Source organism: Arthrobacter sp. BE255 (assembly GCF_031457335.1).
Taxonomy (GTDB): domain Bacteria; phylum Actinomycetota; class Actinomycetes; order Actinomycetales; family Micrococcaceae; genus Arthrobacter.
In genome coordinates this window covers 213,641-230,675 of record NZ_JAVDWK010000007.1, presented here as the reverse complement: position 1 = coordinate 230,675, position 17,035 = coordinate 213,641, and the positions used below count along the sequence as shown (strand labels likewise).

At 63.2% G+C, this 17,035-nt stretch carries 21 protein-coding genes; 7 read left to right on the top strand and 14 right to left on the bottom strand.

The genetic code is table 11. The annotated features are described in order from the left end of the window. Nucleotides 1-64: 64 nt before the first annotated feature. The 10 genes from J2X42_RS14145 to J2X42_RS14100 form a co-directional block, all read right to left on the bottom strand. Nucleotides 65-223, bottom strand: coding sequence for a hypothetical protein (locus J2X42_RS14145; RefSeq protein ID WP_310166127.1), 159 nt, complete (start codon nt 221-223; stop codon nt 65-67). Then, entirely contained in the window at nt 220-1,923 is a 1,704-nt protein-coding gene (locus tag J2X42_RS14140) for an ABC transporter substrate-binding protein (protein ID WP_310166125.1), read from the bottom strand. Before J2X42_RS14140 ends, J2X42_RS14145 begins: the two co-directional genes overlap by 4 nt. 240 nt (nt 1,924-2,163) lie before the next feature. Beyond that, a complete protein-coding gene (locus tag J2X42_RS14135) occupies nt 2,164-2,685 on the bottom strand; it encodes a hypothetical protein (RefSeq protein WP_310166123.1) in 522 nt (173 codons plus the stop codon). Next, nucleotides 2,682-3,350, bottom strand: a complete 669-nt coding sequence (locus J2X42_RS14130) for a signal peptidase I (RefSeq protein WP_310166121.1) — start codon at nt 3,348-3,350, stop codon at nt 2,682-2,684. Before J2X42_RS14130 ends, J2X42_RS14135 begins: the two co-directional genes overlap by 4 nt. 4 nt (nt 3,351-3,354) lie before the next feature. Then, nucleotides 3,355-3,966, bottom strand: coding sequence for a hypothetical protein (locus J2X42_RS14125; RefSeq protein WP_310166119.1), 612 nt, complete (start codon nt 3,964-3,966; stop codon nt 3,355-3,357). Nucleotides 3,967-4,037: 71 nt separating this feature from the next. After that, a complete protein-coding gene (locus J2X42_RS14120; RefSeq protein ID WP_310166117.1) occupies nt 4,038-4,595 on the bottom strand; it encodes an alternate-type signal peptide domain-containing protein in 558 nt (185 codons plus the stop codon). A 475-nt stretch (nt 4,596-5,070) separates the two neighbouring features. Continuing rightward, complete coding sequence (locus tag J2X42_RS14115) at nt 5,071-5,760, bottom strand: alpha/beta hydrolase (RefSeq protein WP_310166115.1); 690 nt, start codon at nt 5,758-5,760, stop codon at nt 5,071-5,073. A gap of 36 nt (nt 5,761-5,796) precedes the next feature. Continuing rightward, nucleotides 5,797-7,014 carry an MFS transporter gene (locus tag J2X42_RS14110; RefSeq protein ID WP_310166113.1) on the bottom strand — a complete coding sequence of 406 codons (1,218 nt, stop codon included), beginning with the start codon at nt 7,012-7,014 and terminating at the stop codon, nt 5,797-5,799. A 45-nt stretch (nt 7,015-7,059) separates the two neighbouring features. Then, nucleotides 7,060-7,377 (bottom strand): hypothetical protein, encoded by a 318-nt coding sequence (locus J2X42_RS14105; protein WP_310166111.1) that lies wholly within the window; start codon nt 7,375-7,377, stop codon nt 7,060-7,062. A gap of 599 nt (nt 7,378-7,976) precedes the next feature. After that, complete coding sequence (locus J2X42_RS14100) at nt 7,977-8,570, bottom strand: ArsR family transcriptional regulator (protein ID WP_310166110.1); 594 nt, start codon at nt 8,568-8,570, stop codon at nt 7,977-7,979. 172 nt (nt 8,571-8,742) lie between these two features. Here J2X42_RS14100 and J2X42_RS14095 point away from each other — a divergent pair, with 172 nt between their 5' ends. From J2X42_RS14095 to J2X42_RS14085, 3 genes are all read left to right on the top strand, one after another. Further along, nucleotides 8,743-9,096: a hypothetical protein gene (locus J2X42_RS14095; protein ID WP_310166109.1), complete on the top strand. Its 354-nt coding sequence runs from the start codon at nt 8,743-8,745 to the stop codon at nt 9,094-9,096. Nucleotides 9,097-9,246: 150 nt separating this feature from the next. Beyond that, nucleotides 9,247-9,570, top strand: a complete 324-nt coding sequence (locus tag J2X42_RS14090) for a hypothetical protein (RefSeq protein ID WP_310166108.1) — start codon at nt 9,247-9,249, stop codon at nt 9,568-9,570. A 123-nt stretch (nt 9,571-9,693) separates the two neighbouring features. Next, nucleotides 9,694-10,698, top strand: a complete 1,005-nt coding sequence (locus tag J2X42_RS14085; RefSeq protein WP_310166106.1) for a LacI family DNA-binding transcriptional regulator — start codon at nt 9,694-9,696, stop codon at nt 10,696-10,698. Between the two features lie 123 nt (nt 10,699-10,821). On the opposite strand, the gene J2X42_RS14080 is transcribed toward J2X42_RS14085, so the two are convergent. Beyond that, nucleotides 10,822-11,475 carry a DUF4304 domain-containing protein gene (locus tag J2X42_RS14080; protein ID WP_310166105.1) on the bottom strand — a complete coding sequence of 218 codons (654 nt, stop codon included), beginning with the start codon at nt 11,473-11,475 and terminating at the stop codon, nt 10,822-10,824. 582 nt (nt 11,476-12,057) lie between these two features. On the opposite strand from J2X42_RS14080, the gene J2X42_RS14075 reads away from it, so the two are divergent. Next, nucleotides 12,058-12,759, top strand: coding sequence for a hypothetical protein (locus tag J2X42_RS14075; RefSeq protein WP_310166103.1), 702 nt, complete (start codon nt 12,058-12,060; stop codon nt 12,757-12,759). A 141-nt stretch (nt 12,760-12,900) separates the two neighbouring features. Here J2X42_RS14075 and J2X42_RS14070 read toward each other — a convergent pair whose 3' ends face one another. Beyond that, nucleotides 12,901-13,179, bottom strand: coding sequence for a DUF6228 family protein (locus J2X42_RS14070; RefSeq protein ID WP_310166142.1), 279 nt, complete (start codon nt 13,177-13,179; stop codon nt 12,901-12,903). Between the two features lie 114 nt (nt 13,180-13,293). On the opposite strand from J2X42_RS14070, the gene J2X42_RS14065 reads away from it, so the two are divergent. Both J2X42_RS14065 and J2X42_RS14060 read left to right on the top strand, forming a co-directional pair. Further along, complete coding sequence (locus tag J2X42_RS14065; protein ID WP_310166102.1) at nt 13,294-13,527, top strand: hypothetical protein; 234 nt, start codon at nt 13,294-13,296, stop codon at nt 13,525-13,527. A 320-nt stretch (nt 13,528-13,847) separates the two neighbouring features. After that, a complete protein-coding gene (locus J2X42_RS14060) occupies nt 13,848-14,204 on the top strand; it encodes a hypothetical protein (RefSeq protein WP_310166101.1) in 357 nt (118 codons plus the stop codon). Nucleotides 14,205-14,625: 421 nt separating this feature from the next. Here J2X42_RS14060 and J2X42_RS14055 read toward each other — a convergent pair whose 3' ends face one another. Together J2X42_RS14055 and J2X42_RS14050 are read right to left on the bottom strand one after the other, a co-directional pair. Then, complete coding sequence (locus J2X42_RS14055) at nt 14,626-14,982, bottom strand: hypothetical protein (RefSeq protein ID WP_310166100.1); 357 nt, start codon at nt 14,980-14,982, stop codon at nt 14,626-14,628. A 179-nt stretch (nt 14,983-15,161) separates the two neighbouring features. Next, nucleotides 15,162-15,722: a hypothetical protein gene (locus J2X42_RS14050; RefSeq protein ID WP_310166099.1), complete on the bottom strand. Its 561-nt coding sequence runs from the start codon at nt 15,720-15,722 to the stop codon at nt 15,162-15,164. 254 nt (nt 15,723-15,976) lie between these two features. Here J2X42_RS14050 and J2X42_RS14045 point away from each other — a divergent pair, with 254 nt between their 5' ends. Beyond that, the gene (locus J2X42_RS14045; protein ID WP_310166098.1) at nt 15,977-16,981 is read left to right on the top strand and encodes a LacI family DNA-binding transcriptional regulator; all 1,005 of its coding nucleotides are present in this window, start codon (nt 15,977-15,979) and stop codon (nt 16,979-16,981) included. Nucleotides 16,982-17,035: the final 54 nt, after the last annotated feature.

Below are 17,035 nucleotides of genomic sequence, written 5' to 3'. Positions count from 1 at the left end.
GCTTCCTCACGGAAAGCGGCATCATATTTCCTTCTGGGCGTGGTCATCTGAAGTGAAGCTCCCATCAAGCTGTCTCAGAAAACCATACGACCGCATGCTCCAGGGTGTAGGCGGAGAGCGGATCGTTCTCCGGCACCCGCCAGGAGCCCCCGAACACCCCGGCGTTGAGGATGTTCACGTTGATGTGGAGCTGGCTGGCGGACCGGGATCCCGTGCTGGTCACTTGGACTTCCAGGTGTTGACGAAGTGGTTCCGGGACTGGGCGTCGAAGATGATGCCGTCAATGTACTTGGCGTGGGCGATCACCTGGGACGGGTTGTACACGGGGTTCACCAGCGCGTACTTGTCCAGCAGCAGGTCCTGGGCGTCCTTGGCTGCCTGGGCGCGCTTGGCCGGGTCGAGCGTGAGTTCGAGGGCGCCGAGCTTGGTGATGACCTCGTCGTAGCCGGCGAAGTCCTTGGTCAGGTAGGCGCCGTTGCCCAGCTTGGGGCTGTACTGCAGGTTCAGGACGCCGGGATCGTTGCGTGACCGGTTGGCGGCCACCACGTTCCATTCGGTCTGGGCCTTGGCGGCGTTGGCGGCGTAGTCCGGGATGGGGACCACGGTGAGCTGCAGGTCGATGCCGATCTTCTTCAGGTCCTGCTGGATCGACTCGTAGGCCGGCTTGTTGACCACCAGGTTGTTGATGCCCAGCAGCTTGACCGTGAGGCGCTGGCCATCCTTGGCGCGGATGCCGTCGGAGCCGGTGACCCAGCCGGCGTCGTCGAGGAGCTTTGCGGCGGCCGCCTGGTCAAACTTCAGGATTGAGCCGCTGTAGTCAACGTGGCCCTGCACGGAGGAAGCGAGCACCGACGTCGCGATCGAGTAAGAGTCCGTGAGCACGGTCTTCTCGATCGTCTCGCGGTTCCAGCCGAGCTGGATGGCCTTGCGGACGGCGATGTCGTTCGTGGGGAAGATCGAGGCATTGAAGTTGAAATAGATGGCCGTGCCGGAGACCTGCCGGGAGATGATCTCGAACCCGGAGTCCTTCAGCGGCTGCTCGTCGGTGGTGCCGACGTCGAGGGTGGCGTCAATGGTGCCGGACTTCAGCGAGCCGGTGCGGACGCTGGCCTCGGGGATCGTGTTGAAGACGATCTTGTCCAGGTACGCCTCGCCGTCGTGCTTGATCGCCGGCGGGGACCAGTTGTAGCCCGCGCGCTTGACCAGGACGGTCTTGGCCTGCGGCTGCCAGGATTCGTACACGAACGGGCCGGTGCCGATCACGTTCTTGGGGTCGGTGCGCTCCTCGGCGCTCTTGGCCAGGGTGGCCAGGGACAGGAAGCCCGGCTGCGCGTTGGCGGTGAACGAGGAGGCCTGCAGGAAGCTGGCGCTGGGCTTTTCAAAGCGCACGACGGCGGTGAACTCGTCAGGCGTGAGGGTTTCGATGTAGCCGGGCAGCAGGGTGGCGCCGTTCGGCGAGATGTTCAGGGCCTTGTCGCCGCGGACGTACTGGTCGAAGTTGGCCTTGACGGCGGCGGCGTTGAACGGCGAGCCGTCGCTGAAGGTCACGTCGTCGCGGAGGTGGAAGGTGAATTCGGTGAGCTCGGCGTTGGTCTCCCAGGACTTGGCCAGCCACGGGGTGATGTCGCCGGTTTTGGGGTCCTGCCAGGTCAGCTTGTCCGTGACGTTGTTGCCGATGATCGACTCGGCGTAGTTGGTGCCCCACTGGGTGTCGGGGCTGCGCTGGTAGTCCAGCAGGCCGAACTCGAGCGTGCCGCCCCGGACGGGGGTGCCGTCACCGGCGGCGGTGGTGGACTGCACTGCCGACGCCGACACTCCCCAGGTGATGCCCAGCGCCACCACTGCTGCGGCGCCGGCGGCCAGCCACGGCCATTTCTTCCGTTGCGGCCTTCCGCTCTCGATTGACGTACGAAGATCCGACATGACCCATGCTCCTGTGCCTCCAACAGCCAACACCGGTTGCGCGGCTGTGATGAGTTCAGAGCGTACAAATGCCCGGGACCGGCCTGCACATTGCGTTTCGGCGTACGTATCCGGGTAAACAACGGCGACGTCCCGTGTCGGAATCGGTCGTTACGGGGCGCCACGGCAGGCAACAAAAAGGCACAGTTTCGTCACCGGGCGCAACGGGCCGCCGTCGCCGGGTTCCCCGGGCCTGAGCGCTTAGCCCCTGCCCAGGACCGGCGCCACCGGGCAGACGATCTTGCCGTTGGCGATGCTGTTGTTCAGCGTGATGTCCAGGTACGTGGCGGTGGAGTCCAGGTACGTGGCCGTGACGCGCACCGTCAACGGGCCGGCGGGGTTGTCCTTGAGGATCTGGGACGTCTGCGCCGCGGGGCTGCCGGTCAGGACAATGTTGGCATTGCCCGACGGGAGAAGGATAGTTGGCCCCGAATAGCTGGTTCCCAGGGTCCCGTTGGCCTGCACCGCCGCGTAGGTGATGGCTGCGGGCGCGGCCGTGGCCGTGACCTTGATGGTCGCGACCTTTTCCGGCGCATCGTTGGTGCAGACAAGCGACCCGAGCGGCGGGCCGGGCCAGGCGCCATTGGCGGTCACCGTCATGGTGGCGGTGGCCGACTGCTGCCAGAGGGCGGACGCGGAAACCGCACCGGCGCCCAGCAGAACGGTCAGCACGAAGGCGCCCACCGCAAGGGAGGCGCCTGGAAAACGTGCGAAGGACTTCACGCCGGTGCCTCGCCGTCGGTCTTCGGCTGCGCGGCTTTCTTCGATTGCACGTGGCCCCGGACGCCCTTGACCACCAGCAGCGCGCCGTAGCCAATCAGGCCGGCAGCGCCGAGGGTGACCCACAGGCTGCGATCGGCATTGCCGAGTGCGTTGGCCGCGTAGCCCACGTACGGGACGGCGTAGAACAGCTTGCCTTTGACCTGGAGCTCACGGACGGGCTCGGCGTCGCTGACGCCGTTGTTGTCGCCCTTGGTGATGAGGGTCTTCTCCCCCTCCTGGGTTGCCCCGAAGCCCACAATCCGGTGGGTTTCGACGTCGGGCCGGCCGGAGAACATCTGGAAGCTCACCACGTCGCCGTACTTGAGTTCGGCGAAGTCCACCGGCTTGACCACCAGGAAGGTTCCCGGCGGGAAGTTCGGGGCCATGGAGTTGGTCAGCACGGTGTAGGCCTCGGACCCGGTGACGCGGGGAACCACGATCAAGACCAGTGCTGCGAAGACCGCGACGATCAGAACCACGAGGTTCAGGACCTTGCCGGCGGCTACCAGTGCGCCACGACGCTTTGGTGCGGCGTCGCTGGACCTCCGCCGGCCGGTGGCCGCTTCGGCGGACTGGTCGACGGCGGCAATCCCCACGGCGCCCGCCTCAAGTCCACGAACCGTCATCGTCTCAGGCGCAGCCACTGGGCACCCCGCAAAGCTGGCGGGCGGTGAGCTGAAGGCTGATGTTCACGGCTTGGCCTTTCATGAGGAAGGAGGCGGAGGTACTGAGGCTGACCTGGAAGCAGAGCACGGTGCTTGTTGCTTTCGGGACGGCCGCGGAGGTCAGTTCCGCTGATGTCAGGGCCGTGTACCCGCTCGCTGTGCTGCAGTCCGCAACAGCGGAAGCGAACTTTGCGCTCACGGTGACGTACTGCGCCAGGCTGCCGAAGCCGACGTTGGTGACCGTAGCCTGGCCCGCCGTGATGGTGGTGCTGAACGTTCCGCCGGCGTTGGAGTTGTTGCCGGCCACAATGCTGGCGTACACCGGCGTTCCGGGTGCGAGTGTTGTGGCCGAACCAAGGTTGATGGTCGCTGACGTCCCTCCGGGAAGGCTCATGTTGGTGGCCTGCCCGGAGGGGCTCGCAGTGAGGCTGACGTCGAACGATGCGGAGGTTACGGTTCCCGGGGTGACCGAGGTGCCGGCGTTCCACAGGGCGTAGGTGCCCTGTACCGCCAGCAGTCCCAAGACCACAGCTGCTGCGATGAGTGCACCGGCTCGCAGCATCCGCGGGATCCGCATTGTTCCTCCTGGTCCTGATCCTAAGTTGTCCTGATTGACGGTTGGCCGGTCAGCCAACCGCCAAGTTCAGACTAGGACAGGCCGTCACCCGAGGCGTTGACCTGGGTCAGGGTGAAACCAACATTGTTGAAGTTGTAGGTTGCGCTGACGTCGGCGCGGCCAGCGGTGGCCGCCTTGAATTCGAAGGTGATGGTCGATGTGACCGTCTGGGTTGCTCCCGTCGGGTGCAGCGGGTTGGAAACGGCCGAGCCGCCGACAGTCAGGACCGGAGCGGAAACCACCACGTTGTTTGCGGCAGTGAATCCGTTGGTCGCGGTGATCCCGGAGGTGGCGATCGTTGCGGCCATCTTGTCACCGACAAGCGTGACGTTGAGGTCCTGCGTGAACGTAAGCAGGTCGCCCGGAACAACGTGGTAAGTGTTGTTGGCAATCTTGGCGGTGATATCGACGCCGAGCCGGTCCTTCCAGACACCGGCGCCGTTGACGACGTTCAGGTCGCCGGCAACGATGGTGCCCGGCGTCTGCGTGGCCGATGCGTTCCAGTTGGCCAGCGTGCCGCCGCCGCCCAGCAGCAGTGCGCCGCCCAGTGCGATGGCTACAGATCCCTTGATGAGTGTGGTGTTCTTCATGATGTTGTGTCCCCTCAGACTTTTGCGTGCTTTGTTTTGGTGCTGAACACCACATTGCACGCCTTCGATCAGGACTTATGGGGGGAATCAGTCAATGTTTGCTCAAGAAATTGAAGGTTAAACCGGCACCTGACCTGCACTTATATATCCAGTCGTTGGTCGAACTGGCCGCCAACCGCCAAAGCCCAGCCCCGCCCTGCGTACCCGGCACGCAAAAAGCGAGTACTTGCTACTCGTGCGTAACAAGCGCAACAGCGCTTGAATGATCAGGACAGGTCCGGGGGCTACAGGCAGCAGCACGGCAGCTCCAAAAGCCCTCCGTTCCGGTCAGGTCCAGGACTTCCCGGTTGATCCACGCCGGGGCATATACAGGGGCCGGCGGTGGGATGGCCTCTGAGACCGGGTCATTCGCCCCCAGACACCGCCGGCCCCCACCACCTCACACTCCGCCGTCAGACCCGCCGCCAAAAGAGGCTTAACCCCGCAGTTGCTCAACAATAATCCGTGCCGTCTCCGGCTCCCCCAGGATCCGGAAGTGCCCGGCGGAGGGCAGCTCGATGTTGGTGGCCCCCGGCAGGACGCTGCCCTCGGGGATGTGCGGGTCGAACACACCGTAAATGGAGCTGATCCGGCTGTTGATGGCCTCCTCGCGGGCCATCTGCCGGGTCAGGGCGTTCCGGGGCGAGAAGATCCGCAGGCTGGGGATCAGCATGTAGCGGGCGTACCGCGATCCGGAGAACGGCGTGCAGACGGTGATCATGCGGCGCACGCGCTGCCCGGGGTCCAGGTTCAGCATGACGTATTTGCCGATCAGGCCCCCTTTGCTGTGCGCCACGATGGACGCGTCGGTGAGGCCTGCCTCCTCGAGGTGCTGCGCCACCAGGCGTGCGGCGGTGGGCACGTCCAGCTTGTTGCGCTGCAGCATGGTCACCACGTGGACCGGATGCCCGGCGTCGTGGATGACGTGGATGACGGGCAGCATGAACTGCCAGTTTTCGTAGACGCCGGGGATGATCACCACGGGGCTGAGGTGCCCCTGGTGGAAGGATCCGGGCTGGATACGGGACAGGAGGCCGCGCACTTGCCAGCCCGTGGCATAGGCATAGTCCTGCGCCCACCACAGCCCTTTTTGCAGCGGCCCCGTTGCGCCGGCGTCGTCACCCATCTGTTGAGGATAGCCGCTTTGGGTGCGCTGCCGGGCTTAGTAGTTGCGGCGGTGCTTGAGGCGGGGAATGACGACGGCGAACACGGCCGCCGCCGCGAACCCCAGGACGCCGGTGGCTGAGACCCCCGCGCCCAGGGTTGCCAGCGCGGTCACCCCGGAGAGGAGGAGGGGCCCGCCGGTGGACCCGGCGTCGGCCATGAACCGCCACAGGCCCAGGAACTGGCCGCGGCCGCGGTCCGGCGAGAAGTCGGCGCCGAGGGTCATGACCAGGCCGGAGCTGATGCCGTTGCCGAATCCGATGAGCATGCCGGCCAGCAGCAGGCCGGTGAATCCGCCGGTCAGGGGTATGAGCAGCAGGGCCGTTCCCATGATCGCGGTGGACGGGATGGCCACCCATTGCCGGCCGCGTCGGTCCATGAGTTTGCCGGCGGGATAGAACACCAGCATGTCGATGGCACCGGAGATGCCGTAGATCAGGGAGGCCTGGGTGGCGTCCATGCCCAGGTGGTCGGCCCAGAGCGGGATGACCACCTGGCGGGAGGACCGCAGGGCGCTGAGGAGCAGGATGCCCACACCCAGGCTGAGGAAGACCCCGGCGTGCGAAACGGCCACACTGCGCAGCGTGGGCTGGGGCCCGACGTCGGCACCTGGCTTGGGTGCGGGAACCTCGAGGTCCGGGATGGTGACGGACAGCAGCGCCGCCCCCACCATGGCCACCACGCCCACCCAGTACGCGCCGCTGAGGCCGGCGAACTGGATGACGGCGGCGCCGGCGAACGGGCCGATGAAGACGCCGATCCGGTTCACGCCGCCGAGGGTGGACAGCGCGCGGGCCCGGTAGTTGAGCGGCACCGCCTCGGTCAGGTATTTCTGCCGGGCCAGGCCAAACACGCTGGAGGACATGCCCACCACCACCATCGCGGCGGCCAGCAGCCAGATGCCGTCCGGCAGCTGGGGCGCCAGCGCGGCGGCCACCAGGGCCAGGCCGGCGGCGGCTGCGGCGCCGACGATGGACCAGCGTTCGCCGAACTTGAGCGTCACCAGGGACGCGGGCAGGTTGAAGAACCAGGATCCGAGCCCGATCAGGGTCACGATCAGCGCGGCAACCGCCACCGATGCGCCCAGGTCACGGGCGGAGAGTGCCACCACGGGCATGACCGCGCCGGTGCCGATCCCGAACAGCAGGGTTGGTCCAAATGCGGCGACGGCGATGCTGCGGAGGCTGAACGGCTGGGGATCATCGGGCGAAGTCATCAGATTTATCCTATGACTCGGGCCCGTCCTCCCCTGCCCGTCACGTCACATGGCGGACCGGCGCTCCGTCACATCCGGCGCCTGTCCCAGCGGCGCCGGCAACCCGCCTATTGAGGCGTCCCCGCCGGCGTCGGAACTCGCAGTTACCAGCGGCGGTTCCGCATGATTCCCCACCCTGTCGACCGAGCGGTGCAGGCTCGCCACCCGGGGCTGGTCCCACTCCTGCAGCATCCCACCCTTCAGCGCCTTGCCCGCGCCGTGGACGAAAACCACTATTTGGTCCGGCAGGACCAGTGAACCCGGCGGAGCCCCGCCGCTCACGTCCGCACCATCTACAGGTCCGGGGCTGCTGTGCTTTCCCATGGCTAATGATCCACCCGCGCGGCAACGCCCAGACAGCGCATTTCCCGCAGAGTAAGCCGCATTTCCACAGTATTAGTCGTGCTACGGGACCGGCCGTAGATTTCAGTCGCGGCCCGAACCAGCTGTCAATCTTGGAACGGAGGCAAGACCCTAACGAGTTGGGAGGCTTTCTCTATGATGTCTTGCGCTGCAGTCCGCGCTTCGGTGGCTTCGTCCGGACCAGCAACCGGCTTCCCGACGGCGGGATACTGGCTGTCGTTCCGCAACTGGCGCATCCAGCGGAACTGACCAAAAACCTCCTGTCCCGCCTCTCCTACTTGGTGCAGCACAGCTTCTTGCACCACCCGGTGCCCCCCCATCGCCCTTCGGCCTTAACCCTTGGGTGAGGAGCAGCGCCGTCATCGCCTTTCGGGCCGCGTCATAGGCCAGGTTGAAGCTGCCAGTGGGGTCAACCTCATGAGCCGCTTCGGAGCCCTTCAGGTGCTGCTCCGCTTGCTCGATGTACTTCAAAGCCAGGCTTCTATCCGGCGCGACGGAATCCAGTTCGCCATCTTTGATGAGCTTTTCCACGTAGGCCTCCCCGAAGGGCCATTGAGGGGTCATTCTTCGTGCCGCCGTTCCAGATCGAGTTCCAGCATCGGACGTTCTTTGATGCTCCTTATGAAGTATTCGTTGTCATCCTGCCACGAGTCGCGCGCGACAGTTCTTATGTTTACTTCGCGGTTTAGTCGCCGGGTGGCAACCTCGGCGGCATCAGCCAGAGCAAGCCTGTCCGGCCTTCCCACCACCAACACATCGATGTCAGCAGGATCGGGTCCAGCGATGCCCTCATGGCGGGCTGCCCACGAACCGTAGATGTAAGCCAGTTCGATCTTCGAAATCCCCCTCAGGACTTCTGGGAGGACCACCAAGGGTCCATAAGAATATTCCAGCATCTGAACCAACGGGCGAAAAAGCGGGTGTTCCTCGCTGGCCAGGATCATGCGGTTGCGTCCGACTTTGCGTTCCCGCAAAAAGCCGCCAGCCAGCAGCCGGTTGACCTCGCGCAGGACTGATGGGAGATTCGTGCCGAGCCGCTCCGCAAGTGCCGTGATGCTCCATTCCCTATCCGGGTTCAAAAGGAGTAGAGCCAAAACATCGCCCTGCAGGTTCGTCCGCAGCAAAGGCGCAAGCGTCGGCACGTTAGATTTCATATTGTCTATGTTATCTAACGTTTTTTGAAAGTTACCGGATTACCTTCCACCGCGCTGGGCCACCCGCCGCTATTCAAGGCAAATAGGGGGGTCACAAGAAGCCTTTTGAGGACTACCGTTTGCCTTGGGGGACACTGCTACCTGTTCTCCGCAAACCAATAGGGAGGGTTTCATGGGGGACGTATGGCTCCGCACCATCAGCAACAGCCTGATCCGGGCGGAAAGTGTCACTGAAATAGCATCAACCCGCGGCAGTCTGCATGAGGAGCAGGGCTTTGCGCTGAAGGTTATCGTGCAGGGCAAGGGCCACGTCCTTATCGACGACAGTGACCTTCAAGGCTCCTTGTCCGACCGGCTGGAGTATGCCCGGCATCTGGAGGACGCGCTGCTGCTTGCCATCGATGAGGCCAAGATCGCCGTGGCATCCGTGGTGGTCAGCTTCGAGCCGGAAAGCCAGCACTGGTCCATGGCGGCGGCACCCGAACTGGCCGGCGGCCTTGCCAGCAATGTGGAGGCGTCTTTGTAACAAGTCGGCGGAAGTGTTGCGCAGGTCACATTAGGTGCCTACTCTTGATGAGGCTGCAACGGCGCAGCCACCCGGGGTTCGACTGCAGCGTCGCAGGAGCCCAGGGTAAAGGCTGCAGCGCCGCAGCCACATAGGGGAAGGCAGCACATCTTGACCGATAAGCTCAACATTCTTGTCCGCGTGGACCTCGACCACGCCCGCGCCCAGGTCCTCGCGCAGGGTCATGTCACCGTACACAGCATCCAGGCCCTCTACGTCGTGGTGAAACGCGCCAACGCCCTGAAGGAAGGCCTGGACCTGGAGCTGGACATCACCAAAGCCCACGTTGATCCCGAAGCCCTGGAACAGCTCCAGGACTGCTCCCGGACCCACCACCTCCCGGCCAAAATCGATCCACAGCAGACGCACTGCACCCTCAGCGTCCTGCCGCCGCGGCACAACGACACCGCCCGGAGCCACCTGCTCGCCGCCTGACCCGGCCCGCACCTCCATCGCCACGTAGGACGGGGCATTGCGCCGCCCGCCCCTCCGCCCGTCTGTAAACTGGCGGAGGCTACGCGAAACGTTCGCGTAAACGATTCCCCGAGGGCGGCGACGATGACGACGATGGTAAAAGTGGCCAAGCTTGCGGGCGTGTCCATCTCCACCGTTTCCCACGTCCTCAACGGAACCCGGCACGTGAACGACGAGACGCGGCAGCGTGTCCTGAAGGCCATCGAGGACACCTCCTACCGGCAGGACGCACTGGCCCGCGCAATGCGGCGCTCCAGGACGGACAGCATCGGCCTCATAGTTTCCGACGGCGGTGAGCCGGCTTTCGCGGAGATGATCCGGGGCGTGGAGGAAACGGCCGCCCGCCAGGGCATCACGTTGCTGCTCGCCAATTCGGCTGAAGACCCGCAACGCGAGGCGCGGGCTGTCCAGGCGCTCCTCGAGCGCCGCGTGGACGGGCTGATCCTGGCGCGCGCCGCCGGCTCCGGCCCTGAAGCCCTCGCGGAGTTCGCCAACCAGGAGACCCCGCTGGTGCTCATGGACCGGCTGTCGGATGACCCGTTTGACCAGGTGGGCGTCGAGAACCGCAGGCCCATCACGGAATTGGTGGAACACCTCGTATCGCAGGGCCACCAGCGGATTCTGCTGATCGCCGGGGACACCAGGGTTGCCACCCTTCACGAACGGCATGAGGCCTTCCAGGAAGCCATGAAGGCGGCGGGCATCCCGCAGGCGGACCGGCTGGCGGTCATCGCAGCGGACCCTGAAAAGACCGACGCCGGGATCTCGGCAGCGCTGTCGGCAGCCAAACCGCCTACAGCCGTCATTGCGTGCAGCACCGTACTGGCCGCCGCGGCCCTCCGCCAGATCCAAAAGCGGGGCCTGCGGATGCCGGAGGACATCGCCTTCGCGGCCTTCGACGGCTTCGCCTACGCCGACCTGTTCGAGCCCCAGCTCACGACGGTCCGTCAGCCCGCGTTCCAGGTAGGCGCTACAGCGGCCGAGCTGCTGACCAGGCGGATTGCGGACAAGTCAGCGGAACACTCGGTGGTCCGCCTGGCGCCCACCATCGAATACCGCGCCTCCACCGGCGCAGCTCCTGCCTCGTAACGCAGGACCGGGTACGGTCAGGCCGTGCCTTTGTCCGTCGAGTCCCAGCCCCGCGAATGAACTAGCTACTGCGTCGGGACCTGGATGCAGCCCCAGCGCTGGTGGGGCCTTCGGGAGGCGGCTTCATTCGGCGTGATTTGCCTGTTCCCGCACCCAGGCATCAAATTCGAGGCCGTTCTCCCTCTGCTGTGGCATGCAGTTTTCGAGCGCGGACTGCAAGCGCTCGTGTAACTCGGGGCTCGGGCCGCCATCCATCAGCAGTAGTGCTTCAGCTCGGGCGAAGAAGACCCCGACGCTCGACCGCTTCCAATTTCCAAGGCTCCCGGTTCGAACCTCTTCGAGCATGCTCTCCGGTCTCAGCAACCGGTCGAGAACTGGCCAGCCCGCGACGTTCAGCTGGATAACCATGTCCGCGACTGCGGACGTAGCGGAAGCAGCATCCGTGATCTCCCACCAGACATCGTGGCCCGGTGCCGTCCCCTCCGGATGAAGCCGCTCGCGATAGAGGCCAAGGGATTCGGTGACCGACTTCGGCATTCCGGGGCCCAACTTCACCCGACTCCAGCGAAGCGAAGGCTCGGGGGCGACTGCCAGGTTGATTACGCACTTCAGATGTTCCGCCGAACTAAAAGACGACGACTGCACATTCATGACGGCCCAATCGCCTGAAGGCGTCGACTTCCGCCAGGTCGGAGCTGTGCCCTTGAAGCCGTGGGTCCGGGCGCAGGGACCGAGCACGTCTCGCAGCGCAACCTTGAGCGCTTCCTGAACTGTCATAAAGGAACAATCTCATGCCCGGTTCGGAACACCCAGATCTCAACGGAAGAACAAAACCCGGGCGTCCTCTGGAGCGGGTCACGTGCTGCGGCGTCACTAAGGGTGACAGTTAGCGCTGCGAAAACGCCGCCAGTTGTCGCTGCGGTCAACATTTCAGCCCCTGCGGGGCCGTGACTGTCCCGCAGGGGGTACCTCAAACAGGCACCAAGAGCACGGTGATCGATCGTCTTACGGGTCCTGGCCCGGCTCGAACGGGCTGCCTCCCTCTCCAGAGACGGCGCGCCATTGCCGGTGTCTGACGCGCTAGGGCAGGATCACCAGCCACAGTAGTACCTTCCTCGCCGCCATCCAATCGGCTTCGGCGCACGCTTCGGCCGCCTGCTGTTGAGCTTGGTCAAGACGTTGTAGACCTCAGCCGCGCCAAGGACCTGTCTGCCTGTCCAAACCCGATGCTCTGGTTGGCGCCAAATCCCTTTGTGGCTTGCTCGGGGAAGGTTCGGTGTAAGCGCACCGTCCGGTAAAGGTTCCTATAACGGACCGTCTTACGGGCGCGAAGACATGCGATTTCAAGCTCAATTCTTTATGACTGCGCTCGTGCCGTGGTCTCATGGGGATGTGATTCAATCAGCAGGTGAGTATGCAAAGTGGTTCGATGCAAGCCCGTCAATGGAACGCTCACGGTTTCTGAGGGAGCGGGCAGATACCGCAACGTGGCTACAAATCATCGAAGAATATCCGCGTTGCCAGCGGGCAGTGTCTCGAAATTCAACCATCTCACTTGAGGTTCTGGAACGGCTCCGTGCCGCTCGCGACTTCGGCGTGCAGTTTAGCGTCCGCAGCGACGACTTATGGCGGGAGGCTCATCCTGAGGATGCGGGTCCATTCGACTTCGATCCAGATGAACCTGTGGAATATGATCTGACAGCTCTCGAACGGGAAGTGCTTCGGCAGGGTCTGCTTCAGTGGGGCGGTCCCGCATACTGCACTGAAGAGCTTGCAGTAGCCATGGGGTTCGCTTCCATCTCAGACTTATTCACCGACGGAGACCTCATCCGGGCGGCCCTCGAAGACTCTCACCCGATGAAACACATCGACTGGGGGCGTGCCCTGCTGGCGACAGAGATAGTTTTCATAAGCAATGCCGTCGGCGCCGGCCTGGACTGGGAAATCGTCACCGGGATCTCTGACTCAGAGACGCTGAAAATCATACGGGAACTGCAGCGACATTTCGCCAGCCCAGTGATCGGCAGAGCGTTCGGCACACCGTACAAGCAACCGCGATAAGACCAGACGAAGCCTGGCGCAGGACCTACTACCCGCATGAGCCGACGAACTAAATAAACGCCGCAAGAAAGTGTCCCTTAGACGTTCCTCAAAAGAGACGGACGATTGAGGCGGCTCCATTCCTCCTGGAAAGGAGTGATCTTACTCTCGCGAATAGTTGGCGAGGATCAACTCAAGTTCCTGTGCGACCACGGCCAGCTCTTCGCCTGGATCAAGGGTCACTTCAGCTGTCAAGGTCCATCCTTGGAGCTTTGATACCTGGGAAAGTGTGAAAGACAGCCGGATATGGCCGTCGTGCTCAGCGTTGAGGACCAGGTCACCCTCCAAGGATTCATAGGTTTTCCTACCTGACCAGCCTCGCCAGTTAAGCTGTCGGTGACGGTCGAAAAGTGAGCCATTGTGACGGCCCGCCCGCGAAATGGCTCACTTTTCGACCAGCGCTGACATGCATCCCCTGAATCCGAGCAGACTTTGGCGTTCCGGTCCTTCGATATGGTTGTGGCTCACAGCAGGGACGAAGGATGTTGGGTTGGAATGAAAACAGATGAACCAGCGAATAACCGTCTTAGTGAAGCCTTGGAGCTAGTGAGTGAACCACAGCTTTGGGACATCGATCTTCGAGATGGTTCGCAGATCACGGTTATTACGCACGGCTATAGCGTTGAGGGTGATGTGGTGGTGTTCTCGTTACTCTTCCGTGGTAAGCCAAACTTCTTCGTTGACTCGCTTCGCATTCCGCTCGCACTTTTGCCTGACGGCTTCTCGTGATCGGCTCAGCTATTGAGGAGAGACTGGTACCCCGCTTTTCGAAGGCCAGTGGCTTTGTTCGATGGCGCCATACTTCAGAGGCCGGACGCCGTTCAGGCCCCCACCAGGCCTTGAATACTTCGCAACGGCTGGTTTCTTCTCGGCGCGGAACAAGCAGGCCTCGGGAGAACACTTCAGCGTCGCCATCACCCTAGATGATCAACGATCGGACGGTCAGGTTCCAGCACGCTTCAGGTACTTTTCTCCTGAGCTCCTCGGATCAAATCTGGCTTCCGGTGCGATGTTCTACCTTAAATCACCCTAATTTCCAAGGAGTACTAATGAGCACCACGCTTCTTACCAAAGAGGAGTTGCCCCACGGTTTTGAGTATCCCTCGGACTTTGTACGTTTTGTCGACTTGGAGATCTTTTACCTCGAACCATGGTTTGTGTTGAGAGAAGACAGGCTCCGTACGCGATATCACGGGATGAAGCTGCGGTACCCTAAGCGGCGGTTAGTTCCATTCGCGAGGCGTGAGGACAACGATGATGTGGCTTGCTGGGATCTGGCAACGGGCACGGTTGCGATTGTGCATGACTTCGCTAGTCCAGGATGGGAATCTCGGGGAGACAGAGGATTTCCCGACTTCGCAGCATGGCTTCACTCCGCGATTGACGACATGCTGGAATTTCGCTGATTACCCCGGCAAAGTATCGACATGGCTGGTCTCTTTCAGAAAGCACGACCGTCTGACTGATTTCTCTAAGTTGTTCACGGCGGTAGCCAAGGAGTTTGTTGGGAGGGGGAAGTTCGTTGGTAGCACGAAGTAGTTTTCTCTCGGGCGAATGGACGACAGAGTGGGACGCAGAAGTGAAGCATGCCTACGTAGTTGTGTCCATTCATGGGCGAGTCGGCCGAACGGCGTTCAACGTTGAGGAAGAATCCAAAGGACGGCAAGTCGTCCGCTACATTGGCGATCCCGACGCCGATTTGAAGGTCGCTTTCACGAAGGCAAAATCGAGCTGACCTGCCCGAACTTACGCCCTGTCCTGGAAGGCCAAGTACCTTTGGCATTTTGCCAATACTTTGCCGAGAACGGCAGAACCATCCAGAAGAGCCTACTCTTCAGCTTTCGAAATGGATCCGGCTCCACGTGGCGGATTGACTCCAGTTGGGCAACTAAATGCCCAAGCTGCCATCAGGGCATGCGCGGATCGCATGCCGTCAACATTTGTCCCGAAGTGTTCCCGGGGACTGCCGTCGCGGTACTCCACGACGTACGTTCCGTCATCGTTGCGTGCTGACTGGATGTAGGTCTGCGGTGTCGCATCTGCCAAGCGCTCGACTAGCAAGAACTTTTCGTCGCCTCGTTCAATGTCCTCCACGAGCATGAAGAGCAGATCTTCGGAGGGGTCCTCCCACGTTTGCCCTGACTCATTGAATGCCTTCAGCACCGACTGACCCTCCATCTGCATACCCCTTTGCTCTGAACAGGTGGGAGCAGCGGCCGCCATCCCGCTGCCGGAAGTCTTTTCGGCATCGAATCTGCGACGCCCCGAGTTCGTCCCGGGAGTCCAGAGTCGCTCCAGAAGCTCAGGATTCTTTGGCGGCCAGCAAAGTCCCGAAGTGCCTCCACCGGCGCAGCTCCTGCCTCCTAGGTCCTCTCTTCGGCTGCAGGCATCCTCGGCTGCACCAGAAGGTTCTGATGCACCGAAACCCAGCCCTCAGCTTCCAGCTCCCCGTGGTCGAACTGGTCGGGAACAAGGATTACCCACCTGCCTTCCAGGTCGGAAATACTCGTCACCACGTCCCTGCCGTCGATCAGTCTGTTGCAGGTTGCCTCCCACACGCCGTCGTCGGCGACCGCTTCGGTGATCAGGCAGAAGCTGTTCCGGTCGTAGGTGCTTGGAGCCGCGTAATAGTTGCTGTTGCCGTACGTGCCCAGGAAGCGGGCACCTTCCATCCGCGCGTCCTCCAGGGATGCGTAGTCACTGACCGGCATGTCCTGATCGACCGGTGCCCGGTCCAGCACCTCAAGGCTGCCAGGCTGTGTCACGAACATGGCCGCCCAGAGGAAGCCCAGGGCAACACACGTGCCCACGCCGAAGACGGCGGCGGAAGCGATGATCAGTTTCCAGGTCGCCGTCAGGCGATACGGCGGCTGAGCGCCGGGCCACTGCTGCTGCACGGAAGGAAAAGTGTAATGACTGGTCATGCGCTGCCCCCTCAGGCTGATTGGTCTGCCTGTAGGTTACACCGGGTGTAGCCGCCCCACCCCTCCGGCGCGAACGTACAGTTGAGGCCCCTCGCGCGTAGGGGCCTCAACTGTACGTTCGCGCTTGTCCAGCCGCTGCGGACCGGCTGCCGAGGACGAAACCTCAACAATTTTCAGTGTGACCCATTGCACACCGAAACGTTTGTCTCTACTATCGAAACGTTCGCGCAATCGTTTCGCTAGAAGGAGTCGCAGTGGCCACCATCGTAGATGTCGCCTCACTTGCCGGCGTTTCGACGTCCACTGTGTCGCACGTCCTCAACGACACCCGGCACGTGGAACCGGAAACCAAGGAGCGCGTCATCAGCGCTGTGAAGGCCACCGGTTACCGGCGGGACGTGCTGGCCCGCTCCATGCGTCGTGCCAGGACTGACTCCATCGGCCTCGTGGTCTCGGATGCCGGGGAGCCGGCCTTCGCGGACATGGTGCACGGGGTGGAGGAAGCCGCCGCACAGCACGGCCTGTCCCTGCTGCTGGCCAACTCGGCGGAAGATCCCGCCCGGGAGCGCGCAGCCGTGGAGGCACTCCTGGACCGCCGCGTGGACGGCCTGATCCTTGCCCGGGCAGCCGGCTCAAGCCCCTTGCTGCTCGAGCGGATCCGCGAGGAGAAGAAGCCCCTGGTCCTGCTGGACCGCCTCGCGGACCTGGACGTGGACCAGGTGGGCGTCAACAACCAGTCGGCCATGGCAGCCCTGGTTGACCACCTCACGGACCGCGGGCATGAACGGATCATGCTGGTTTCCGGCGACCTGCGGGTCTCGTCGCTCCGCGAGCGCCATGACGGGTTCCGCGCCGCCATGCTCAAGCGGGGCCTGGACGTGCCGGCCGGCCTGCTGTGCGAAGGCACGGTCACCGCGGCCCAGACTTTTGACCGCGTCCAGGCGGTCCTCCGGGCTTCCGCTGAGGCCGGTGAACGTCCGACGGCGGTCCTCGCCTGCAGCACGCTGCTGGCGGCGGGTGCCCTGAGGGCACTGCAGCACGCGGGGTTGCGGGTGCCCGGGAACATGGCCTTCGCCACGTTCGACGGCTTCACCTACTCGGATCTCTTCCAGCCGCAGGTCACCACCGTCCGCCAGCCGGCTTTCCGGCTGGGCGAGAGCGCTGTCAGTTTACTGATGCGGCGCTTCCAGGACCCCTCAGCCCCAGCCAGGATCCTTCGGCTCGAATCAGAGATCGAATTCCGCAGCTCCACCGACTGACCGCAGCACGCACTGACAGCTCCACCAATAACCGCGTCACCCAATAACTGCTGT